At 40.1% G+C, this 21,012-nt stretch carries 17 protein-coding genes; 16 read left to right on the top strand and 1 reads right to left on the bottom strand.

The features are described 5' to 3' along the window. Positions 1-73 precede the first annotated feature (73 nt). The 14 genes from uvrC to BR73_RS0125530 all read left to right on the top strand — a co-directional run bounded on the left by uvrC (position 74) and on the right by BR73_RS0125530 (position 18,794). Positions 74-1,963, top strand: a complete 1,890-nt coding sequence (gene uvrC, locus BR73_RS0125595; protein ID WP_033168587.1) for an excinuclease ABC subunit UvrC — start codon at positions 74-76, stop codon at positions 1,961-1,963. A 179-nt stretch (positions 1,964-2,142) separates the two neighbouring features. Continuing rightward, positions 2,143-3,087 carry an HPr(Ser) kinase/phosphatase gene (gene hprK, locus BR73_RS0125590; protein ID WP_033168586.1) on the top strand — a complete coding sequence of 315 codons (945 nt, stop codon included), beginning with the start codon at positions 2,143-2,145 and terminating at the stop codon, positions 3,085-3,087. 146 nt (positions 3,088-3,233) lie between these two features. Then, positions 3,234-4,175 (top strand): ROK family glucokinase, encoded by a 942-nt coding sequence (locus BR73_RS0125585; protein ID WP_033168585.1) that lies wholly within the window; start codon positions 3,234-3,236, stop codon positions 4,173-4,175. Between the two features lie 151 nt (positions 4,176-4,326). After that, positions 4,327-5,265: a UDP-N-acetylmuramate dehydrogenase gene (murB, locus tag BR73_RS0125580; protein ID WP_033168584.1), complete on the top strand. Its 939-nt coding sequence runs from the start codon at positions 4,327-4,329 to the stop codon at positions 5,263-5,265. After that, positions 5,262-6,128, top strand: a complete 867-nt coding sequence (gene rapZ, locus BR73_RS0125575) for an RNase adapter RapZ (RefSeq protein WP_033168583.1) — start codon at positions 5,262-5,264, stop codon at positions 6,126-6,128. The genes murB and rapZ overlap by 4 nt, the downstream gene beginning before the upstream one ends. A gap of 3 nt (positions 6,129-6,131) precedes the next feature. Next, complete coding sequence (whiA, locus tag BR73_RS0125570) at positions 6,132-7,118, top strand: DNA-binding protein WhiA (protein ID WP_033168582.1); 987 nt, start codon at positions 6,132-6,134, stop codon at positions 7,116-7,118. Beyond that, positions 7,093-7,347: an HPr family phosphocarrier protein gene (locus tag BR73_RS0125565; protein ID WP_033168581.1), complete on the top strand. Its 255-nt coding sequence runs from the start codon at positions 7,093-7,095 to the stop codon at positions 7,345-7,347. Before whiA ends, BR73_RS0125565 begins: the two co-directional genes overlap by 26 nt. Before the next feature lie 597 nt (positions 7,348-7,944). Beyond that, on the top strand, positions 7,945-9,333 hold the full coding sequence (locus BR73_RS0125560; protein WP_033168580.1) for a polysaccharide deacetylase family protein: 1,389 nt from the start codon (positions 7,945-7,947) through the stop codon (positions 9,331-9,333). A 272-nt stretch (positions 9,334-9,605) separates the two neighbouring features. Further along, positions 9,606-13,094: a DNA polymerase III subunit alpha gene (locus BR73_RS0125555; protein WP_033168579.1), complete on the top strand. Its 3,489-nt coding sequence runs from the start codon at positions 9,606-9,608 to the stop codon at positions 13,092-13,094. A gap of 36 nt (positions 13,095-13,130) precedes the next feature. Further along, positions 13,131-14,105, top strand: coding sequence for a 6-phosphofructokinase (gene pfkA, locus BR73_RS0125550; RefSeq protein ID WP_033168578.1), 975 nt, complete (start codon positions 13,131-13,133; stop codon positions 14,103-14,105). 482 nt (positions 14,106-14,587) lie between these two features. Further along, positions 14,588-16,345: an ABC transporter ATP-binding protein gene (locus tag BR73_RS0125545; protein WP_033168577.1), complete on the top strand. Its 1,758-nt coding sequence runs from the start codon at positions 14,588-14,590 to the stop codon at positions 16,343-16,345. Positions 16,346-16,391: 46 nt separating this feature from the next. After that, positions 16,392-17,177: a Cof-type HAD-IIB family hydrolase gene (locus tag BR73_RS0125540; RefSeq protein WP_033168576.1), complete on the top strand. Its 786-nt coding sequence runs from the start codon at positions 16,392-16,394 to the stop codon at positions 17,175-17,177. A 136-nt stretch (positions 17,178-17,313) separates the two neighbouring features. After that, positions 17,314-17,829 carry a sigma-70 family RNA polymerase sigma factor gene (locus tag BR73_RS0125535; RefSeq protein ID WP_033168575.1) on the top strand — a complete coding sequence of 172 codons (516 nt, stop codon included), beginning with the start codon at positions 17,314-17,316 and terminating at the stop codon, positions 17,827-17,829. A 2-nt stretch (positions 17,830-17,831) separates the two neighbouring features. Then, on the top strand, positions 17,832-18,794 hold the full coding sequence (locus BR73_RS0125530) for a hypothetical protein (protein ID WP_033168574.1): 963 nt from the start codon (positions 17,832-17,834) through the stop codon (positions 18,792-18,794). A 73-nt stretch (positions 18,795-18,867) separates the two neighbouring features. On the opposite strand, the gene BR73_RS0125525 is transcribed toward BR73_RS0125530, so the two are convergent. Further along, on the bottom strand, positions 18,868-19,137 hold the full coding sequence (locus BR73_RS0125525; RefSeq protein ID WP_156034949.1) for a hypothetical protein: 270 nt from the start codon (positions 19,135-19,137) through the stop codon (positions 18,868-18,870). A 435-nt stretch (positions 19,138-19,572) separates the two neighbouring features. Here BR73_RS0125525 and sfsA point away from each other — a divergent pair, with 435 nt between their 5' ends. Both sfsA and BR73_RS0125515 read left to right on the top strand, forming a co-directional pair. Further along, positions 19,573-20,268: a DNA/RNA nuclease SfsA gene (sfsA, locus tag BR73_RS0125520; protein WP_033168572.1), complete on the top strand. Its 696-nt coding sequence runs from the start codon at positions 19,573-19,575 to the stop codon at positions 20,266-20,268. 195 nt (positions 20,269-20,463) lie between these two features. Then, positions 20,464-20,856 (top strand): hemerythrin family protein, encoded by a 393-nt coding sequence (locus BR73_RS0125515; RefSeq protein WP_033168571.1) that lies wholly within the window; start codon positions 20,464-20,466, stop codon positions 20,854-20,856. The last annotated feature ends 156 nt before the right edge of the window (positions 20,857-21,012 follow it).

Below are 21,012 nucleotides of genomic sequence, written 5' to 3'. Positions count from 1 at the left end.
AGCATAGTGTTCGGATGCAGCCATACACCGAATTATTTTGCTTTAAGATAAAAGGCAGAAAGGAGCAGGGAATATGTATTTTAATATAGAAGAAGAGTTGAAAAAACTGCCGGCAAAACCTGGCGTATATATCATGCATGACAAACATGATACGATTATATACATTGGAAAGGCTATCAGTCTTAAGAACAGAGTAAGGCAGTATTTTCAAAGCAGCAGGAATCTCACTTCTAAGATTCAGCAGATGGTTACAAGAATTCAGTATTTTGAGTATATAATTACGGATTCGGAACTGGAAGCACTGGTACTGGAATGTAACCTGATCAAAGAACACAGGCCAAAATACAATACCATGTTAAAGGACGACAAAAGTTATCCTTATATCAAGGTAACTATTCAGGAGGATTTTCCAAGGGTTCTCTTCGCCAGAGAAAGAGGAAAGGATAAAGCGAAGTATTTTGGTCCCTATACCAGTGCAAAGGCTGTAAAGGATACTATTGAGCTGATACAGAAGCTTTACCTCACTAGAACCTGTAACCGTAATCTGCCAAGGGATATCGGGAAAGAAAGACCCTGTCTCTATTACCACATAAAACAATGTAAGGCACCCTGCCAGGGATATATATCCAAAGAGGAATACCGGCTTTCTGTCAACCAGGCATTAGAGTTTCTAAATGGTAACTTTACTCCGGTATTAAAGCAGCTGGAAGGCAAGATGCTGGAAGCCTCTGAGAAGATGGAGTTTGAAGAAGCAGCCGGCTACAGAGACCTGCTAGGCAGTGTGAAGCAGATTTCAGAAAAACAGAAGATTACCGGACAGGAACAGGAGGACCGGGATGTGGTGGCCCTTGCTACGGCCGGAGATGAAGCTGTGGTACAGGTATTCTTTATAAGGTCCGGTAAACTTATCGGCAGAGAGCATCATTATCTTACCAATGTGACCAATGAAACGAAGAGCAGCCTGATGTCGAGCTTTATTAAACAGTTCTATGCCGGAACGCCGTATATACCAAGAGAGCTGTATGTCAGCGACAATGTGGATGAGCAGGAAATCATAGAAGAGTGGCTGACTGTCAAAAGGGGGCAGAAGGTTCACATCAAGCTGCCCGTAAAGGGCGAAAAAGAAAGGCTTGTTGAGCTGGCAAGAAAGAATGCGTCCCTTGTACTTCAGCAGGATTCAGAGAAGATAAAAAGAGAAGAAGCCAAAACCACAGGAGCCTTATCGGTATTGGGAGAAATGCTTCATATACCGGGACTTAAACGTATTGAAGCCTTTGATATTTCCAATATCAGCGGCTTTGAATCAGTAGGTTCCATGGTAGTATATGAAAATGGCAAACCAAAGCGGAATGACTACCGTAAATTCAAGATAAAATCTGTTCAGGGTCCTGATGACTATGCTTCCATGTATGAGGTCTTAACCAGGAGATTTACCCATGGAATCAGGGAGAACGAAGAGTTGAAGGAAAAAATGCTGGATGCAGAGTACGGAAGCTTTAACCGTTACCCAGATCTTATTCTCATGGATGGTGGTAAGGGACAGGTACATATCGCTTTAAAAGTACTGGAGGAATTAAAGCTGGATATTCCGGTATGCGGTATGGTAAAGGATGATAATCACCGTACCAGAGGTCTTTTGTACAAAGATGCGGAACTTCCCCTCTCTGCCTCTTCCGAAACCTTTAAGCTTGTAACCAGAATTCAGGATGAAACCCACCGTTTTGCCATAGAATATCACAGAAGCTTACGTGGAAAGAAGCAGGTACACTCAATACTGGATGATATTGACGGTATTGGTGCGACCAGGCGAAGGGCGCTTATGAAGCATTATCAGTCCTTAGAGGCTGTAAAGGCAGCTTCGGTTGAAGAGCTGGCGGCCCTTGAAACCATGAACGCAAGAGCAGCGAAGCAGGTATATGATTTTTTTCATGGAAATGACACAAATACAGCTCCTGCAGACTGACCATACGTTTATGTTTGCATGATAGCTGTGGCTGTGATAAAATAACAGGGATGAAACAGCCCTAGAGCCTGTTTGGATATTATTGTGCGTCTGACTGTCCCACTTTGGAGTAGACTTGCCAGGCACAAGCGTTTTTCAGACACACTCATGCGGAAGGGCGTTTGCAGAAAGGGAGAGCCATGTATACGGTACAATTATCAAAACTGATTGAAAAGATGAACCTTGAAAATCTCACCCCGGATTTAGATATCCGACATATTAAGCTGTCACAGCCGGATGTTAACAGGCCAGCCTTGCAGCTGGCAGGATTTTTTGATTATTTCGATTCAGAACGGGTACAGGTAATCGGACATGTAGAAAATGCATATTTACAGAAGATTACCGAAGATGAAGCAGTGATACTCTCAAAACTTATGGATTATAAAGTACCCTGTATTGTATTTTGCAGAAATATAGAAGTAAAGGATGTTATTATAAAGCTTGCTTACGAGAAAGGTGTTCCCATCTTAAGGAGTGCCAAGACCACCTCCTCTTTTATGGCAGAGGTAATTCGTTGGCTGAATGTTGAACTTGCACCCCGTATATCCATTCATGGTGTATTGGTAGATGTATATGGTGAAGGAATTCTGATTACCGGCGAGAGCGGTATCGGTAAAAGTGAAGCTGCCCTGGAGCTGATCAAAAGAGGACACCGTCTTGTAACCGACGATGTTGTAGAGATCAAAAAGGTCAGTGATGATACATTAATCGGAACAGCACCTGATATCACCAGACATTTTATTGAGCTTCGCGGTATTGGTATTATAAATGTAAAAACCCTTTTTGGTGTGGAAAGTGTAAAAAATACACAGTCCATTGACCTTGTAATAAAGTTGGAGGAATGGAACCGGGATAAAGAATATGACCGTTTAGGACTGGAAGAACAGTATACGGAATTCTTGGGGAATAAAGTAGTATGCCATTCCATCCCCATAAGACCGGGCCGTAATCTCGCCATTATCGTAGAATCTGCCGCAGTTAACTACAGGCAGAAGAAGATGGGCTATAATGCCGCTCAAGAGCTCTACAATAAGGTAACCAACAATTTAATGAAGAAACAAAGACCCGATGAGGAAGAGTATTAATCCTTCGGAACAATTTGAGGAGTACGAAGGCTTTAAGATAATCAGAGCAAAATACGTTTTATTTAATATATTTTGTGTAAGACGGTTCTCCTGGAACCGTTGTGACCAGGCAGTCACAAGCATCAGAAGAAAGAAGAGGATATCGTATGGGAAGCATTTGCTTTGGTATTGACATCGGAGGAACCTCCGTAAAACTTGGTCTGTTTACACAGGAGGGTGAACTTCTGGATAATTGGGAGATACCTACCAGGAAAGAGGACAAGGGAAGTTTTATTTTGCAGGATGTTGCGGCATCTGTTGAAGGTAAAATCAAAGAGAAATCTTTAAATAAAGAGGATATTGTAGGAATTGGTATCGGTGTACCAGGACCTGTTACAGAAGATGGTACCGTAGTGCAATGCGTAAATTTAGGCTGGGGAACTTTTAATGTTGCCAATGAAATGAAGGCATTGACAGGTTTAGAAACAAAAGTAGGAAATGATGCTAATGTTGCAGCTTTAGGTGAGATGTGGCAGGGCGGCGGAAAAGGCTACAAGAATCTTATTATGGTAACCCTTGGAACCGGTGTCGGCGGCGGTGTAATCCTGGATGGGAATATCTTAACGGGAAGTAACGGAGCAGCAGGAGAAATAGGGCATATAACCGTAAGTTATGATGAGACAGAAAGCTGTAACTGCACCAAACACGGCTGTCTGGAGCAGTTTGCTTCTGCAACCGGAATCGTAAAAGAAGCAAAGAGAATCCTTGAGAAGTCTGAGGAAGCATCTACCTTAAGAAATGTTCCGGCACTTTCTGCAAAGGCAATCTTTGATGCGGCAAAAGAAGGAGATGCCTTAGCGATCCGTTCCGTTGACCAGTTAGGCAGATATTTGGGAATTGCATTGTCACATGTTTCAGCAGTTGTAGATCCCCAGGCTTTTGTAATCGGTGGCGGTGTTTCCAAAGCCGGTGATATGCTTACGGAAGTAATAAGGAAGCATTATGAACAGAATGTTATGCTTGCACTAAAAGGAAAAGAATTTAAACTGGCGCTGCTTGGAAATGATGCCGGAATATACGGAAGTGCCAAGCTGATTCTTGGAAAATAACAGGGATAAATAGTATTGCGAAACCCTGCAGCATAGGGTATGATAAAGATGTATGACAGTGGTTGTCCATTTGTCAATGAAATAATAAGGTATATCAAATGGATTAAGTACATATATTAATTCAGATGACAGCCCTTAACATGGAGTGAATATGAGTGAGGTACTTTATCAGAAATTACAGAACCTATTTAAGCGGGAGCAGATAAGGATAAATGAACCTCTTGCAAAACATACAACCTTTCAGATAGGCGGCCCGGCAGATTATCTTTTATTACCGGAGGAGGATGCTCAGGTAGCAGAAGCTGTTGCGCTGTGTAAAGAAGAAGGAGTTCCTTTCTTTATTCTTGGAAAAGGAAGTAATCTTTTGGTCAGCGATGAAGGTTACCGGGGAGTGATAATAAAGCTTGCGGAGAACTTCAGTCATATAGATATTAAAGGCAACAAAGTTACAGCCCAATCTGGAGCTTCTCTATATGATATGGCTGATAGTATAGCTGAACATGGGCTCTGCGGCTTTGAATTTGCAAGCGGCATACCTGGAACCTTAGGAGGCGCTGTTACTATGAATGCAGGTGCCTACGGCGGTGAAATGAAAGATATAATTTCAGATGCAGTAGTCATGGACCTTAATGGAAACAAGCATTTTCTTAAGAAAGAAGAACTGCGCTTAGGGTACCGTAAGAGTGTTGTACAGGAGGAACATATGGTAGTATTAGAAGCCTCCTTTCTTCTTGAAACCGGAAAAGAAGAAGACATTCGTGCCGGTATTGCAGAGCTTACCAGAAAAAGAGAAGAAAAGCAGCCTTTAGAGTATGCAAGTGCAGGCAGTACCTTTAAGAGACCGGAGGGTTATTTTGCCGGTAAGCTTATTATGGATTCAGATCTTAGAGGCTATCAGGTCGGTAATGCACAGGTTTCTGAAAAACACTGTGGTTTTGTAATCAATAAAGGTGGAGCCACAGCCCAGGAAGTTTATACCCTGATACAGGATGTAATCCGTATTGTCTATGAGAAACAGGGCGTCAGACTGGAACCGGAAGTAAGGTTACTTGGAGATTTCGGTAATAAGAAAGGCAAGGCCAGCAAATGAGACTAGTTATCGTAACTGGAATGTCAGGGGCGGGGAAGAGTTCGGCCCTTAAGATGTTAGAGGATGCAGGCTATTTTTGTGTTGACAACCTGCCAATCCAATTAATATTTAAGTTCGTCCAGATTACATTTAACGGCAGTGAGAAATTCGATAAGGTTGCTCTGGGAGTTGACATTCGAAGCGGACAAGCCCTGGAAGAACTGGATGATGTATTAAATGAGATTCAAAAAGCAAACTACCACTATGAGATTCTCTTCCTGGATGCAGGGGATGAGGTTCTGGTCAAGCGTTATAAGGAGACAAGAAGAATACATCCATTATCCGGCGGCGGAAGAGTCGAGCAGGGTATTGAAACAGAGAGAAGGAAGCTGGAATTTATAAAGAAAAAAGCAGACATTATTATAGATACCAGCCAGCTTCTTATCAGAGAACTCAAGAGTCAGATTGATAAGATCTACACTCTCAATGAGCAATATAATAACTTTTATGTGACCATACTGTCCTTTGGTTTTAAGTATGGAATACCAATGGATTCGGATCTGGTGTTTGATGTAAGGTTTCTGCCGAATCCCTTTTATGATGCTGTGTTGAAACCTCAGACAGGCAATGATAAACCGGTCAGGGATTATGTTATGAGTTCGCCTCAGGCGGTAGAATTTCTTAACAAATTAAATGATATGATTGCCTTTTTGATACCCAACTACATTATTGAAGGAAAGAACCAGCTGGTAATCAGTATAGGCTGCACAGGTGGAAAACACCGTTCAGTTACCCTGGCCAATGAACTCTATGCGAAACTGTCGGAGCTGCAATATGGTCTTAAGGTTGAGCACAGGGACATTGAGAAGGATGCAAGGAGATAAGTCATGTCATTTTCAAAAGATGTGAAGGATGAACTGTCGAGGCAGTTAAATCCTGCCAGACATTGTATGATTGCTGAGATCGCAGCAGTTATCAGCCTGTGCGGACGGGTGCTTATCAGTGATAAGGATTGCATTACACTTAAAATTCATACGGAAAACATAACCGTAGCAAGAAAATACTTTACATTAATAAAGAAAACCTTTAATATTAATACAGAAATTTCAATCAGGCAGAATGCTTATCTTAAGATGAGCAAGATGTATACCTTAAGTATTGCAGATCATAATAATGCGGTTAAGATCTTAAAAGCCACAAAATTAATGAATGATTCCATGGAAATTTATGAGAATCTGTCTGCGGTCAGCAATTTGGTAATACAGAATGCCTGCTGTAAAAGAGCCTTTATCAGAGGAGCCTTTTTGGCAGCCGGTTCAATGAGCGATCCGGAAAAGACCTATCATTTTGAAATTGTTGCGCCAAATGAGGATAAAGCAGTACAAATTAGGGATATTATAAATACCTTTGATATAGACGCCAAAATAGTAACACGTAAAAAGTATTATGTAGTATATGTAAAAGAAGGCTCACAAATAGTGGATCTTTTAAATATCATGGAAGCCCATGTGGCGCTCATGAATCTTGAAAATGTACGTATACTAAAAGAGATGCGAAATTCAATAAACCGGCAGGTTAATTGTGAGGCAGCCAATATTAACAAAACTGTTATGGCAGCGTCCAAACAGCTGGAAGATATCAGGTATCTTAAGGATATGATAGGATTAGGGGAGTTGACGGAAGGGCTGGAGGAGATAGCATTGCTCCGGTTGGAATACCCGGAAGTCTCCTTAAAAGAACTGGGAGCATTGCTTAATCCGCCTATAGGTAAGTCAGGTGTAAACCATAGATTGAGGAAACTAAGTATTTTAGCTGATAACTTAAGGGAACAAAAGGAGGAAGTAAATTATGGTATCAAAGAAAATATTGATTAAGATTCCAACAGGGTTGGAGGCTAGACCAGTTGCATTATTAGTGCAGGTTGCCAGTCAATATGAGAGCAGTATCTATGTGGAATGCGAGGAGAAAAAGGTTAATGCCAAGAGCATCATGGGGATGATGAGTCTTGGACTTGCTGCGGGGGAAGAGGTTACCGTTACAGCAGAAGGTGCTGACGAAGAAGTAGCTATGGAGAATATTGAAAAATACTTAAGCAGTAAGTAGGAATATTTATTTTCAGGAGAAAGCAGACAGCAAAAACTGTTATCAATAATGGGTAATGCAAAAAGAGGGATAACACCTTGTTTCAAATAAGGTGTTATCCCTCTTTTTCTGCCGTAATATTTAGAAGCCAGCTTATCGAGCTGTAAGGATATGTAAAAAACATATTAATGTAATATATTAACGGGAAACCTAACGAAATTGTGAGAAAAATATCATATTAACTTAATAAAACCGTAAACACTTTGAAAATATCATATGATATAATAGATAGTGATTGATGGATAATAAAGTAAAATAAAGTAATAAAGGCCAATTTAAATAAAAAAACATATAGCAAATCCTATTAATGATTATAACTTATACATAAAGAGAGATACTATGGTTAGGAACTAAAATGAATAAGTTATGCATGCATGATTTGTTTTTAAGAGATAAGAGATAAGGGATAAGAGATAAGGGATAAGAGATAAGAGATATTAAATATTTTATAGCAGTAAGGTGTAAAATTGCTAATCATGACATTTTACATCTGGAAGGAGAAGTTGTAAATTTATCTTATAATAAATATAAGCGAAAGATGGAAAGGGAGTAATTGTGATGAAAGGGCAAAAAAGGAGATATAATAAAGCAGTCTTGCTTACGGTGGAGGCAGTATTGATTTGTATTATAGTAATTGGTTATTTTGTTTTCATAAATAATCGCAATGATAACAAAAATAATACAGGCAATAACGTCAAAACCGGACAGAACTCATCCGGAAACGAAAAACCCTCCGCTACAAAAGACCCGAGCCCTACTGCAGAACCTGTAAAAACGGAAGAGGAAAAACAAGAGGAACAGGCAAAGAAGGTACTTGCCCAGGCTGATTTATATGCCATGCAATATGACTATGATAAAGCAATCAAATTAATCCAGGACTTTGAAAATTATAGCCAGGTGAAAATTTTAACGGATGCCATAGCAGGTTATGAGAATACCAAAAGTACTCTAAAACCTCTTGGTGCATATGATTCGGCAGATCAGATCAGTCATATCTTTGTTCATATTCTGGTAGCTGATACCGGTAAGGCATTTGACGGTGATTATAAACAAAAAGGCTATAATTATTATATGACTACCATATCAGAGTTCAATGAAATGCTGCAGCAGCTATATGATCAGGGTTATGTGCTGGTCAAGATTCATGATGTGGCTTCTAAGGTGAAAAAGGATGACGGTACGGAAACCTTTGAAGCGGGAGATATTATGCTTCCCCCGGATAAAAAGCCTATTGTTATATCCCAGGATGATGTGAACTATTACGAATATATGACCGGTGACGGTTTTGCAAGAAGGATAGTACTGGATAAGGATAATAATCCTACCACAGAAATGGTAATGGAGGACGGCAGCGTAAGTATTGGTGATTACGATATGGTACCTATTATTGAGAAATTCGTAAAAGAACATCCGGACTTTTCATATAGAGGTGCAAAAGGTATCGTTGCCCTGACAGGATACGAAGGTGCCTTGGGGTACCGTACAAATGATGCTTCTTCACCAACTTACGAAGAGGATAAAGAGACTGTTAAGAATATTGTAAAGGTAATGAAGGAAAAGGGCTGGGAGTTTGCTTCTCATAGCTATGGACATAGGGATATGGGAAAAGCAACTTATAAATTTACAGTGAAAGATACGGACCGCTGGGAGAAAGAAGTGGGCAGTCTTATTGGACCGACGGATATCTATATTTTCCCTTACGGTATAGACATCGAGACTACCATGGGTCATTACACCAGTGATAAATTTGAATATCTAAAGAAATCAGGGTTCGATTATTTCTGCGGAGTATTCAAATCCCCTTGGATTCAGGTTCAAAAGGATTATGTAAGAATGACCAGAAGACCTGTGGACGGGCAGGCTATGTTAGAATTTCCGGAGAGATTAAAAGACTTGTTTGATTTAAGTACCATTATAGATGCCGCAAGGCCTGAATGGGAAAAATAAAAATTCCTGCTAATAGAAAGAGTATAATAAACAGGCTGGGTATAAACCCAGCCTGAATTTTTTGTAACGGTAAGTGTATTGGTATGCAATTGCAGTAAAATATGTTATGATATAAGAGTAAGAAAGAAACATTGCTTGATTTATGTGATTTGACGGCATTAATAAACAGTTTCGCATGAATTAATTTAACATTTTTAACTCAGGCAGTATCGCAGGCAAGCTAACGATATGCATGGGTTTTATTGTACAGGTTATAGAAGGGAAGGGTATTTATGAGCTTTACCCATTTACATTTACATACAGAATACAGTCTTCTGGATGGCTCGGGCAAGATAAAAGAAATGGTTGCCAGGGTAAAGGAGCTGGGAATGGACAGTATGGCTATTACTGACCACGGAGTTATGTATGGAGTCATTGATTTCTATAAAGCCTGCCAGGCGGAAGGAGTTAAACCGATTATCGGCTGTGAAGTCTATGTAGCTCCCGGTTCCCGCTTGGACAGGGAAGCAGGTACATCTGACGAAAGATATTATCATTTGATCCTGCTGGCAGAAAACAATACAGGTTACCAGAACCTTATGAAAATAGTATCTACCGGTTTTTTGGAAGGCTTTTATTACAGGCCCAGAGTAGATCATGAAATATTAAAACAGCACAGTGAAGGCCTTATTGCCCTTAGTGCCTGTTTGGCGGGAGAAGTGGCTAATTATATCCGCAAGGGCTTCTATGAAGAAGGAAAACAGGCGGCCCTTAATTATCAGGAAATCTTCGGGGAAGGAAACTTCTTTTTGGAACTTCAGGATCATGGAATAACAGAGCAGGCAGATGTGAACCAGGGATTACTGCGTATGAGCAAAGAGACCGGTATACCCCTGGTTGCTACCAATGATGTTCATTACACCATGGAAAGTGATGCTCAGGCCCATGATATCCTCCTGTGTATTCAGACACAGAAGAAAGTATCTGATGAAAATCGTATGAGATATGAAGGCGGACAATACTTTATCAAATCAGAAGATGAGATGAAAAGCCTTTTTCCTTATGCACTGGAAGCCCTTGAGAACACCTACAAAATTGGACAAAGATGTAATGTAACCATAGAATTCGGTGAATATAAGCTCCCTAAATTCGATGTTCCGGCAGGCTATACTGCCCTGGAATATTTAAAGAAGCTCTGTTATGAGGGATTGGTGGAGAGATATCCAACCAATTATGAAGACCTTCTGGAAAGATTGAATTATGAAATAGACACCATTGAAAACATGGGTTTTGTGGATTACTTTCTTATCGTTGGAGATTTTATCAAATATGCAAGAGATAATGACATTAGTGTAGGACCCGGCCGAGGAAGCGCCGCCGGTAGTATCGTATCCTATTCCCTTGGGATAACCAATATCGATCCTATCAAGTACAGCCTCCTTTTTGAGCGGTTCTTAAATCCTGAAAGACTTACCATGCCCGATATCGATATCGACTTCTGCTATGAACGGAGGCAGGAGGTAATAGACTATGTTGTCAGAAAATACGGTAAGGACAGAGTGGTACAGATTGTTACCTTTGGAACCATGGCAGCCAGAGCGGTAATTCGTGATGTTGGACGTGCAATGGACTTGGGTTATGCCAGAGTAGATACAGTTGCCAAGATGATACCCATGGAGCTTGGAATAACCATAGGAAGGGCACTGGAAATCAACAGAGAGCTTAAGAATCTATATGACTCAGATGAGGAGATCAGATATCTGCTTGATATGTCCCTGCGTTTGGAAGGACTTCCAAGACATACCTCCATGCATGCAGCAGGAGTTGTAATCAGTAAAGCACCAGTGGTTGAATATGTTCCGGTCTCCAGGGCCTCTGATGAATCCGTAACCACTCAGTTTACCATGACGACCCTTGAGGAGCTGGGACTGCTAAAGATGGATTTTCTTGGGCTTCGTACCCTTACGGTAATTCAGAATGCAGTCAGGCTCATTAATAAAAAACGCAAAGCAGATGAAATCCTGGACATTGAAAAAGTAGATTATGATGATCCGGCTGTATATGCCATGATAGCTTCCGGAAAGACAGACGGAGTATTCCAGCTGGAAAGTTCGGGTATGAAGAGCTTTATGAAGGAACTAAAGCCAAGAAACATGGAGGATATCATAGCCGGCATCTCTCTTTACCGTCCGGGACCAATGGATTTCATCCCGAAATACATTAAAGGAAAGAATAATGAGGGGAATATCTCCTATGAATGCTCTCAGCTGGAATCCATCCTTTCACCTACCTATGGCTGTATCGTATACCAGGAGCAGGTAATGCAGATCGTGCGTGAGCTGGCAGGTTACAGCTTTGGACGAAGCGATCTGGTACGCCGAGCCATGTCTAAGAAAAAAGCTTCCGTAATGGAGAAGGAAAGAAAGAACTTCGTATACGGGAATGAAGAAGAAGGAGTACCCGGCTGTATCAGTAATGGAATTGCAGAAGATGTGGCAAATCATATCTTTGATGAAATGACAGACTTTGCTAAATACGCCTTTAATAAGTCCCATGCGGCGGCTTATGCGGTAGTATCTTATCAGACCGCTTACCTTAAATGTTATTATCCAGTGGAATTTATGGCCGCCTTATTAACCTCCGTTATGGATAATGCAGGAAAGGTCTCAGAATATATCTTTACCTGCAGACAGATGGGAATAAAGATACTTCCTCCGGATATAAATGAAGGCGATGCTGCTTTCTCTGTATCCGACGGTTCCATAAGATATGGTCTTTCTGCTATAAAAGGTCTTGGAAGACCGGTAATTGACAGTGTAGTTAAGATAAGAGAGCAAGGCGGAGCCTTTACCTCCTTAAAGGACTTTGCAGAGAGACTGTCCGGTAAGGAAGTGAACAAAAGGACTGTGGAAAGCTTTATCAAATCCGGTGCTTTTGACAGCCTGCCCGGAACCAGGAAGCAGCAGATGATGATGTATGTACAGATTCTGGATGAAGTAGCACAGAGTAAGAAGCGGAACCTGACCGGACAGTTAAGCCTCTTTGATTTTGCTGATGAAGAGGATAAACAGGAAATGGAGATTAGCTATCCTGATATTGGTGAATACTCAAAAGAGCAGCTGTTAGCCTTGGAGAAAGAGGTTATGGGAATTTACGTAAGCGGTCATCCCCTCGAAAGCTATGAAGAGCTTCTTAAGAAAAATGTCACTCATAACACTATAGACTTTGCACTGGATGAAGAAACGGGAGAGACCAAAGTAAACGATGGAGAGATGGCAGTGGTAGGCGGTATCATATCCGTTAAGACTGTAAAAACCACCAGAAATAATTCCATGATGGCTTTTATAACCTTAGAGGATATGGCAGGAGCCGTGGAAGTAATCCTGTTTCCCAAGGATTATGAGAAGTACAAGGCTTATTTGTCTGAAGACAGCAAAATCCTTGTAAAAGGTAAAATTACCGTAGAAGAAGAGAAAGCTGCAAAGATAATCTGCCAGGAAGTAATCCCCTTTGATCATAACCCCAAGGAAGTCTGGATAAAGTATAAAAATAAAGAAAGTTTTGTACAAGATGAACAAAGTCTGTATGAAATTTTAAGTCAATATGATGGTAACGATCAAGTGAAGATTTATCTGGAATGTGAAAAAGCAATAAAACAGTTACCGAAATCAAAAAGTATTAAGGCAGAAAATGTGTTACTGACAAAATTGCGGGAAATCTACGGAGAACCCAATGTTAAAGTAGTAGAAATGAGTATTGAAAAAGCCAGAAAAAAGGGTTAAAATAAGAGCGATTGAAGTTTCTTGGAGGTGAACGATATGGCAAAAGAAATTAAAACAATAGGTATACTGACAAGTGGTGGTGATGCCCCCGGAATGAACGCAGCTATCAGAGCTGTTGTCAGAACTGCATTGGCAAATGGATTAAATGTTAAAGGAATCCGTAGAGGTTTCAGCGGTTTATTAGAAGAAGATATTATAGATATGGACGGAAGAAGTGTATCTGATATCATTCAGCGCGGAGGTACTGTTCTTTATACTGCCAGAAGTAAGGAGTTCATGACTTCTGAAGGTCAGGATAAAGGCGCAGAGATCTGCAGAAAACATGGTATTGACGGAGTTGTTGTAATCGGTGGAGACGGATCTTTCCAGGGTGCAGGTAAGCTTGCCGCAAGAGGCATTAATACCATTGGACTTCCCGGAACCATTGATCTTGATATTTCCTGTACAGATTACACCATTGGTTTTGATACAGCTGTTAATACAGCAATGGAAGCAATTGATAAGGTCAGGGATACTTCCACTTCCCACGAAAGATGCAGCATTATTGAGGTTATGGGAAGGAATGCAGGTTATATCGCTTTATGGTGCGGTATTGCAAACGGAGCAGAGGATATCCTTATAACAGAGAGATATGATCACAATGAACAGCATATTATAGATAATATCATTCATAGGAAGCAGGCAGGCAAGAAGCACCACATTATTGTTAATGCTGAAGGAATCGGTGATTCCTACGGCATGGCAAAAAGAATCGAAGCAGCTACCGGAATAGAGACAAGAGCAACTATCATCGGACATATACAAAGAGGCGGAAGCCCTACATGTATGGACAGGGTATATGCATCTACAATGGGCTCTATCGCTGTTGATCTTCTCTGTCAGGGCGCATCCAACCGTGTCGTAGGATACAGAAACGGACAATATGTAAATTACGATATTGAGGAAGCACTTGCTATGACAAAGGATATTGATCAGTACATGTACGATATGGCACAAAAATTATCTCAATAAATCCTGTTAAAGGCAGAAACAAGCCTGACCAACCTTACACTTGCGATAAAACCCAAAGTGTTTCCAGCGGTCAGGCTTTTCCATTATAAAAGCTGAACACGATTACTGGTTCGGCAAGAAGCGAAATCTGTGCAAGGCTGTACTGGTTCAACTTATATTAACTAAGTCTGCCATGGCAGACTTTTTTCTGTAAATAAGTAGGATAGGGAAATTTATTCAATGGTTAGAATCTCATAAATTGCTCAATTAATTTTCTGCCAGCACAAGATATAAAAAGTCTGTCTTTATGGTATTTTCATAGCTGGAAGAGAAGAAGAACATAATTTAGCATCTAGATTCATGAAAGATATTAAAAGCGGAAGATATTAAAAGCAAAGCTTTATAAATGACCAGAATGAATTTCAAAATATCATATTTCATGTATAATGAGTTATAATAGCTTAAACAATGAGTTTTGTAAAAGGAAAGGCACAGGTACAAAAATGAATTCCCGATTTAAAAAGTTCTTATCATATTACAAACCCTACAAAGGACTGTTCTTTTCGGATATGTTCTTTGCACTTTTAGCGGCGGCCATATCCTTGGTCTACCCCCTGATCGTTCGCTACATAACCAATGACCTGTTAGGAAAATACGAGATATCCGATGTATTTTCTACTATCATAAAGCTGGCGTTTCTTATGATTGGTCTCGCGATACTTGAGTTCTTCGCAAATTTCTATATCTCTTACCAGGGGCATATCATGGGAGCAAAGATGGAATACGATATGAGAAATGACATCTTTGAACATTATCAGAAACTATCCTTTAATTTTTATGATAACCAGAAGACCGGACAGCTGATGTCCAGAATAACCAATGACTTATTTGATATTACAGAACTATGCCACCATGGTCCGGAGGATATTGTAATCTCCATTATAAAATTCGTAGGTGCTTTTGTTATCCTTGTAAATATCAATCTTCCCATAACCCTGATCGTGTTTGCCTTTATACCCATCATGTTTATTTTCGCATATCAAATGAAGAATCGCATGAACAGTGCTTTTCGAAGAAACAGGGATAGAATTTCAGAAATCAACGCGCAGATAGAAGATAATTTATCCGGTATCCGGGTAGTAAAATCCTTTGCAAATGAGAAACAGGAAATCGATAAATTCCATGACGGAAACAGAAGATTTGTTGAAAGCAAAAGAAACAGCTACTGGCAGATGGCCACCTTCCATTCCGGTCTTGGAATGTTTACTACTTTTATCAATATCGCCGTAATTGTTGGAGGAGCTGTTTTTATAGCAAAAGATGTTATAGCCTTAACCGACCTACTGACCTTCTTACTCTATATTAATAACATTATTGAACCGGTAAGAAAGCTGATTAATTTTACGGAACAGTTCCAGAACGGTATTACAGGCTTTGACCGTTTTATGGAAATCATGGAGATTCAGCCGGATATCGTAGACAGGAAAGATGCAGTTGCCCTTAAAGATGTAAAAGGTGAGATAGAATTCAAGAATGTTTCCTTTAAGTATATTGATACCAAGTCAGATGTTTTTCATAATATTAACTTAAAGGTGGGAGCAGGTGAATATGTTGCCCTGGTAGGACCTTCCGGTGTAGGAAAGACAACGCTGTGCAGTCTTATTCCAAGGTTTTATGAAGCAGCAGACGGTGATATTCTATTAGACGGAAAAGATATCAAAGATATCAAGCTTCGTTCCCTGCGTAAGAACATTGGTATCGTTCAGCAGGATGTCTACCTGTTTGCAGGAAGCGTAATGGATAATATCCGTTACGGAAGACTGGAAGCATCCGATGAGGAGATCATAGAAGCTGCTAAAAATGCCAATGCCCATGAATTTATTATGGAACTGCCAGATGGCTACAATACTTATATCGGTCAGAGAGGTGTTAAACTATCCGGTGGTCAGAAGCAGCGCATCAGTATCGCCAGAGTATTTCTTAAGAACCCTCCGGTACTGATTTTTGACGAAGCTACTTCTGCTCTTGACAATGAGAGTGAGAAGATCGTGCAGGAATCTTTGGAGAAGTTAGCAAAGAACAGAACTACCTTTGTTATTGCTCATAGACTTACAACTATCCGTAATGCGGAAAATATTATTGTACTTACAGAAGACGGTATTGCAGAGCGCGGAAGCCATCATGAACTGTTAAATAATAATGGAATCTACGCAGGACTTTATAAACTGACACAGAACACGGAACAGGCATATATAGGCTGACAAACGAATACCCATGGCAGATGGGATATTCACGAAAGAGGTTATTATGAACAAAAAAATCATATTTTTTGATATTGACGGAACATTGTACGACCCTGTATTAGGGGTTACCGATTTGACGAAGCAGGCAATTAAGGAACTTTTAGAAAAGGGACATATACCCGTAATATGTACCGGAAGAACGAAAGCCATGGTACCTGACTATCTTACTGATATGGGATTTCTTGGAGTACTTGCAGGAGCGGGAACCTATGTGGAATATGACGGCAAGGTAATCCACAATAAAACAATGGGACCGGAAACCGGAGATTCTACCATAGCGCTTCTGAAGGAATCCGGAATCCATTATATCCTGGAAGGACCGGAGAATATTTATGTTGACGGTGAAAATAACGCAGAGGAATACCAAAGAGTTATCCAATTTGCAAAAAAATATGCCGGAGACAGGTTACGTACCATACAAGAAGGGGATTATATAATAAACAAATTCACCTGTGCACCTGGGGTTACGGGCAGCCTTGAGAAGGCAGAGAAAAAGTTAAGGGAAGATTATCATTTTACGCTGCATATAGACGGTAATTTTGAAATGACGCCAAAGGGTTATGATAAATCTACCGGAATACGCCTGCTCCTGGAATACCTTAAGGCCGACAGAAAAGATACCTATGCTTTCGGTGACAGCACCAATGACCTGGAAATGCTCCAATACGTAGAGTATGGCATTGCCATGGGAAACAGTTATCCGCAGGTTTTAGAAGCGGCCAGGTATAAGACCTTGACCATTCAGGAAGACGGAATCTATTACGGTTTAAAGGAATTTGGATTAATATAAAAAAATATGGAACCAAAATATGATTTATTTCGTCTAATCTTTGATAGTATACGGTGACTGTCGGGATTGGACAGGGGGGAGCCATCACCTAAAATGGTTCTGTATTTATACAATCGTATATTAGGGGGATACTTAAATGTACCAGGAAAATAGGGAGGTCCATGATATCGAAACCTTGATCAGAAAATATGGTAACGATGTATTGCGGACCGCTTATATGTATGTAAAGGACAGTCATCTGGCAGAAGATATTTTTCAGGATGTATTCATCAAGGTAAACCAGAAGCTCCATACCTTCCAGGGAGACAGCAATATAAAGACATGGATAATCCGTATAACTATCAATACGTGCAAGGACTATATGAAAAGTGCATGGAACCAGAAGGTAATGCAATTTACAGAAGTTCATGAGAATACACTGACAGGTAAGGATGAATTCGTGGCAGTGGAACAGGAAGATGAAAACAGGCTGGTCAGAGATGCAGTAATACAATTGCCTCAGAAATATAAGGATGTACTGCTGTGTGTTTATTTTCAGGATATGTCTGTTGCAGAGACAGCAAAGCTTTTAGGAATAGCGGAGGGTACGGCCAAAAGCCGGCTTTCCCGGGCAAAAGACAAACTAAAGCTTAGCCTTGAAGGGAGGATATAACAATGGATAAGAATAAGACTGGAAAAAATCCTTCACCTGTCTGGGATGACATGGAATTAAAAGCACTGCTGAATGCCTCCTTTGATAAGGATAATCTAACCGTATCCGAAGATCTGATTCAAAGAACCCTTCTAAAAATCAAGGAAGCCGAAACAGAAGATAAAAAGAATGCTGATAATGCAGCAGCAGAAATACCGGTTGGAGGCGAAGAAGCTGCAGAGCAGGAAAGCAATGGTGATAGAAAGCCTGTTATAAAATTCCCTGTTAGACGTTTTGCAGGTGCAGCAGCGGCAGTACTGCTTTTGGTATCAGCAGTATGGCTATATCAGAACAATATCACCGGAACCAGGCAGGATAACGGGGTGAATGAACAGTCACAGCAGCAGGAGCTTGGTATAGCTGATACAGGAAGTGCAGAAAATTATACAATGACAGCACCGGAAACCTCAGCAGTACAGGGGATTGAAGAGGATGAAGCGGCAAGCACTGCAAAAGAAGCACCGTTAGAGGGCGATGCCTCCGTTGATATCACAGCATCATCTGGTAGTGGTGCTGACACAGCAGCTGCAGCGGATACGAAAAGCAGTATGGTAACACTGGTTGCGCCGGAGGTACTTTCAGAACTTTACCCCATAAATACAGACGAGGCAGTAACCTTTCAGGTAATAAAAGCAGAAGGAAAACAAACCAAAGAGGATAAAAAGTCTCTGGAGGAACCGGCTGTGAAAGCTGCTGAACTATATACCCTGCTGGCAGCTTATACTGTACAGGTATCAGAAAAGGAAGAAACGGATATTCTTTACAGCTTTGAGATCATTACACAAGATAAAAATGTCATTACCTACGAGTTTTATCCGGAAACGGTGAAAGTAACCGACGGGCGCCTGGCAGGGAAGACGGTCATATATACGGTAAATGAGCAGGCGGAGTTATTAAAGAAGCTTGCGGAATTCACATCGAAATAATTACAAAGAAAAAAGCAGTTGCTTAAATTAGGTTTTAGGCAGCTGCTTTATAATTTTATTCTTCTGCTGAAGATTATTTCTCTTCAGCTTCTTCAGAAGTTTCTTCCTCAGTGGCAGCGTCCTGCGCATCAGAGGTAATATTTATAGATACATATTCTCTGGTTTCTTTTTTGTCAGAAGCGGGAGTATCTTCTTCCGTATCGAAGTCCTCAAAATCGTCCTCAAAATCATCAAAATCGTCTGCAGTATCTTTGTTCAATACGTTCTTGTAAAGGTAATAAGCACCGCCGGCCAAGGTAGCTATGGAGATAGTACCGAATAAAAATTTTCCGAATTTCTTCATAATGAACATACTTCCTTTCGTTTAACAGTATATGCATTTTGCGATTGAAATTATACACATTACAGGATAAATTTTGCATCGTAAGCTTGCATATTTACCGCTTTTATTATCCAGGCTTTTCAGCAGGATATCCTTCATGATATTAATTCTTCTTGATTCATAATAGCTGATAGATAAGCTTATGAAGTCTTAAGGCCTACAATTTAGCTTAGCTTTCTATATTGGGAAAATATAGAACCTTAGGTCAACTATAATTATCTATTATTATAAGACAATAAGAGCTAAAAGGAAAGAAAAATTTACCTGCGGAAATTAGATATTGCTGAGAATTTACAGAAATGCTATAATGTAATGACATACCAGAATACAAGGATCCAAAAGATACTATGCTACTTTTCAGGTCATTTGACAATGCATAGAAAAGAGGAACAAAGAATGTTATACAACAGCGTTATAAAAGGCACCTTCGTATCAAGGCCAAATCGTTTTATTGCCTATGTAGAGGTGGAAGGAACAATACATAAATGTCATGTTAAGAATACAGGACGCTGTAAAGAACTTCTGATACCGGGGACAACAGTCTATCTGGAGGAATCAGATAATAGAAAGCGCAGTACCAAATATTCATTGATTGCAGTTGAAAAAGGCACCCGTCTAATAAATATGGATTCCCAGGCACCCAATAAAGTAGTGCATGAATGGCTTGCAAATGGGAATCTTATGAAAGATACGGTTAAGATAAAGCCCGAGCAGGTATATGAGAACTCCAGATTTGATTTTTATGTGGAGACTCCTGAAAGAAAAGCATTTATTGAAGTGAAAGGAGTGACACTGGAAGAGGAAGGAACAGTACTTTTCCCTGATGCCCCTACGGAAAGGGGGGTTAAGCATATTAAGGAACTGTGTAAGTGCTTGCAGGAAGGCTATGAAGCATATATTCTTTTTGTGATACAGATGGAGGGAGTAGGATATTTTACACCAAATGACAGGACTCACAAGGAATTTGGAGATGCCTTACGTCAGGCAAGCAGCCAGGGGGTTCAAATTTTAGCAATGGATTGCCAGGTAGAACCTAATAGCCTTAAACTTAAATCTTCCGTACCGGTAAAGCTGGTACCAGGGAGTGTCTGAAACTCATTGTACCGTTTTGAATGTCCCGCTTCGGTATTCTGCGTTGCAAATTTGGAATGTAACACCACAATGTCTCCAAATTCTCGCCTTGCCTCCCACAAAGTGGAACCTCAAGCCCGGCACAAGCAGTTTTAAGACACATTCTAGACAATTTATAGAAAGAATACCATAACTGTGATAAAGGGAGAAATCAAAATGTACGAAATGAAGGATGAATATTATACCGGTATAGAGCTTATTGATACACAGCATAAAGAACTGTTTCGTATAGCTGACGAAGCATACATGTTATTAAAAGACGAATTTGTAGTGGATAAATTCGATGATATCGTAGCGATCATATTGAGACTCAAAGATTATGCAATCAAACACTTTTCAGATGAAGAAGCATACATGATAAGCATCGGACATAAAAAATTATTTTCTCATAAAACAGAACATGAGGATTTCCTGGAAAAAATAAATGATGTAAACTTTGCTGATATGGACCATAATCAGACAGAGACACTATTGGATATTCTGGAATTCTTAAATGACTGGCTGGTGCATCATATTCTTGAAAAGGATATGTTAATAGGAAAATTATAAATCAGATTATAATATAAGTTAAATTCTAATTTTTTCCTTTTGCACAAAGAAGAAGGTTTAAATAGATGGCGTTTATCTAAATGCCGGAGGTTAAATAACCTAATTTAGCTTATATGATACATATGAAAAGGCAGAATGCCTGAATTTAACTGTATT

This window comes from Clostridium sp. KNHs205, from assembly GCF_000702945.1.
GTDB lineage: Bacteria > Bacillota > Clostridia > Lachnospirales > Lachnospiraceae > Anaerocolumna.
The sequence above is the reverse complement of the archived record's forward strand: the minus strand, read 5'-3'. Positions and strand labels throughout refer to the sequence as shown.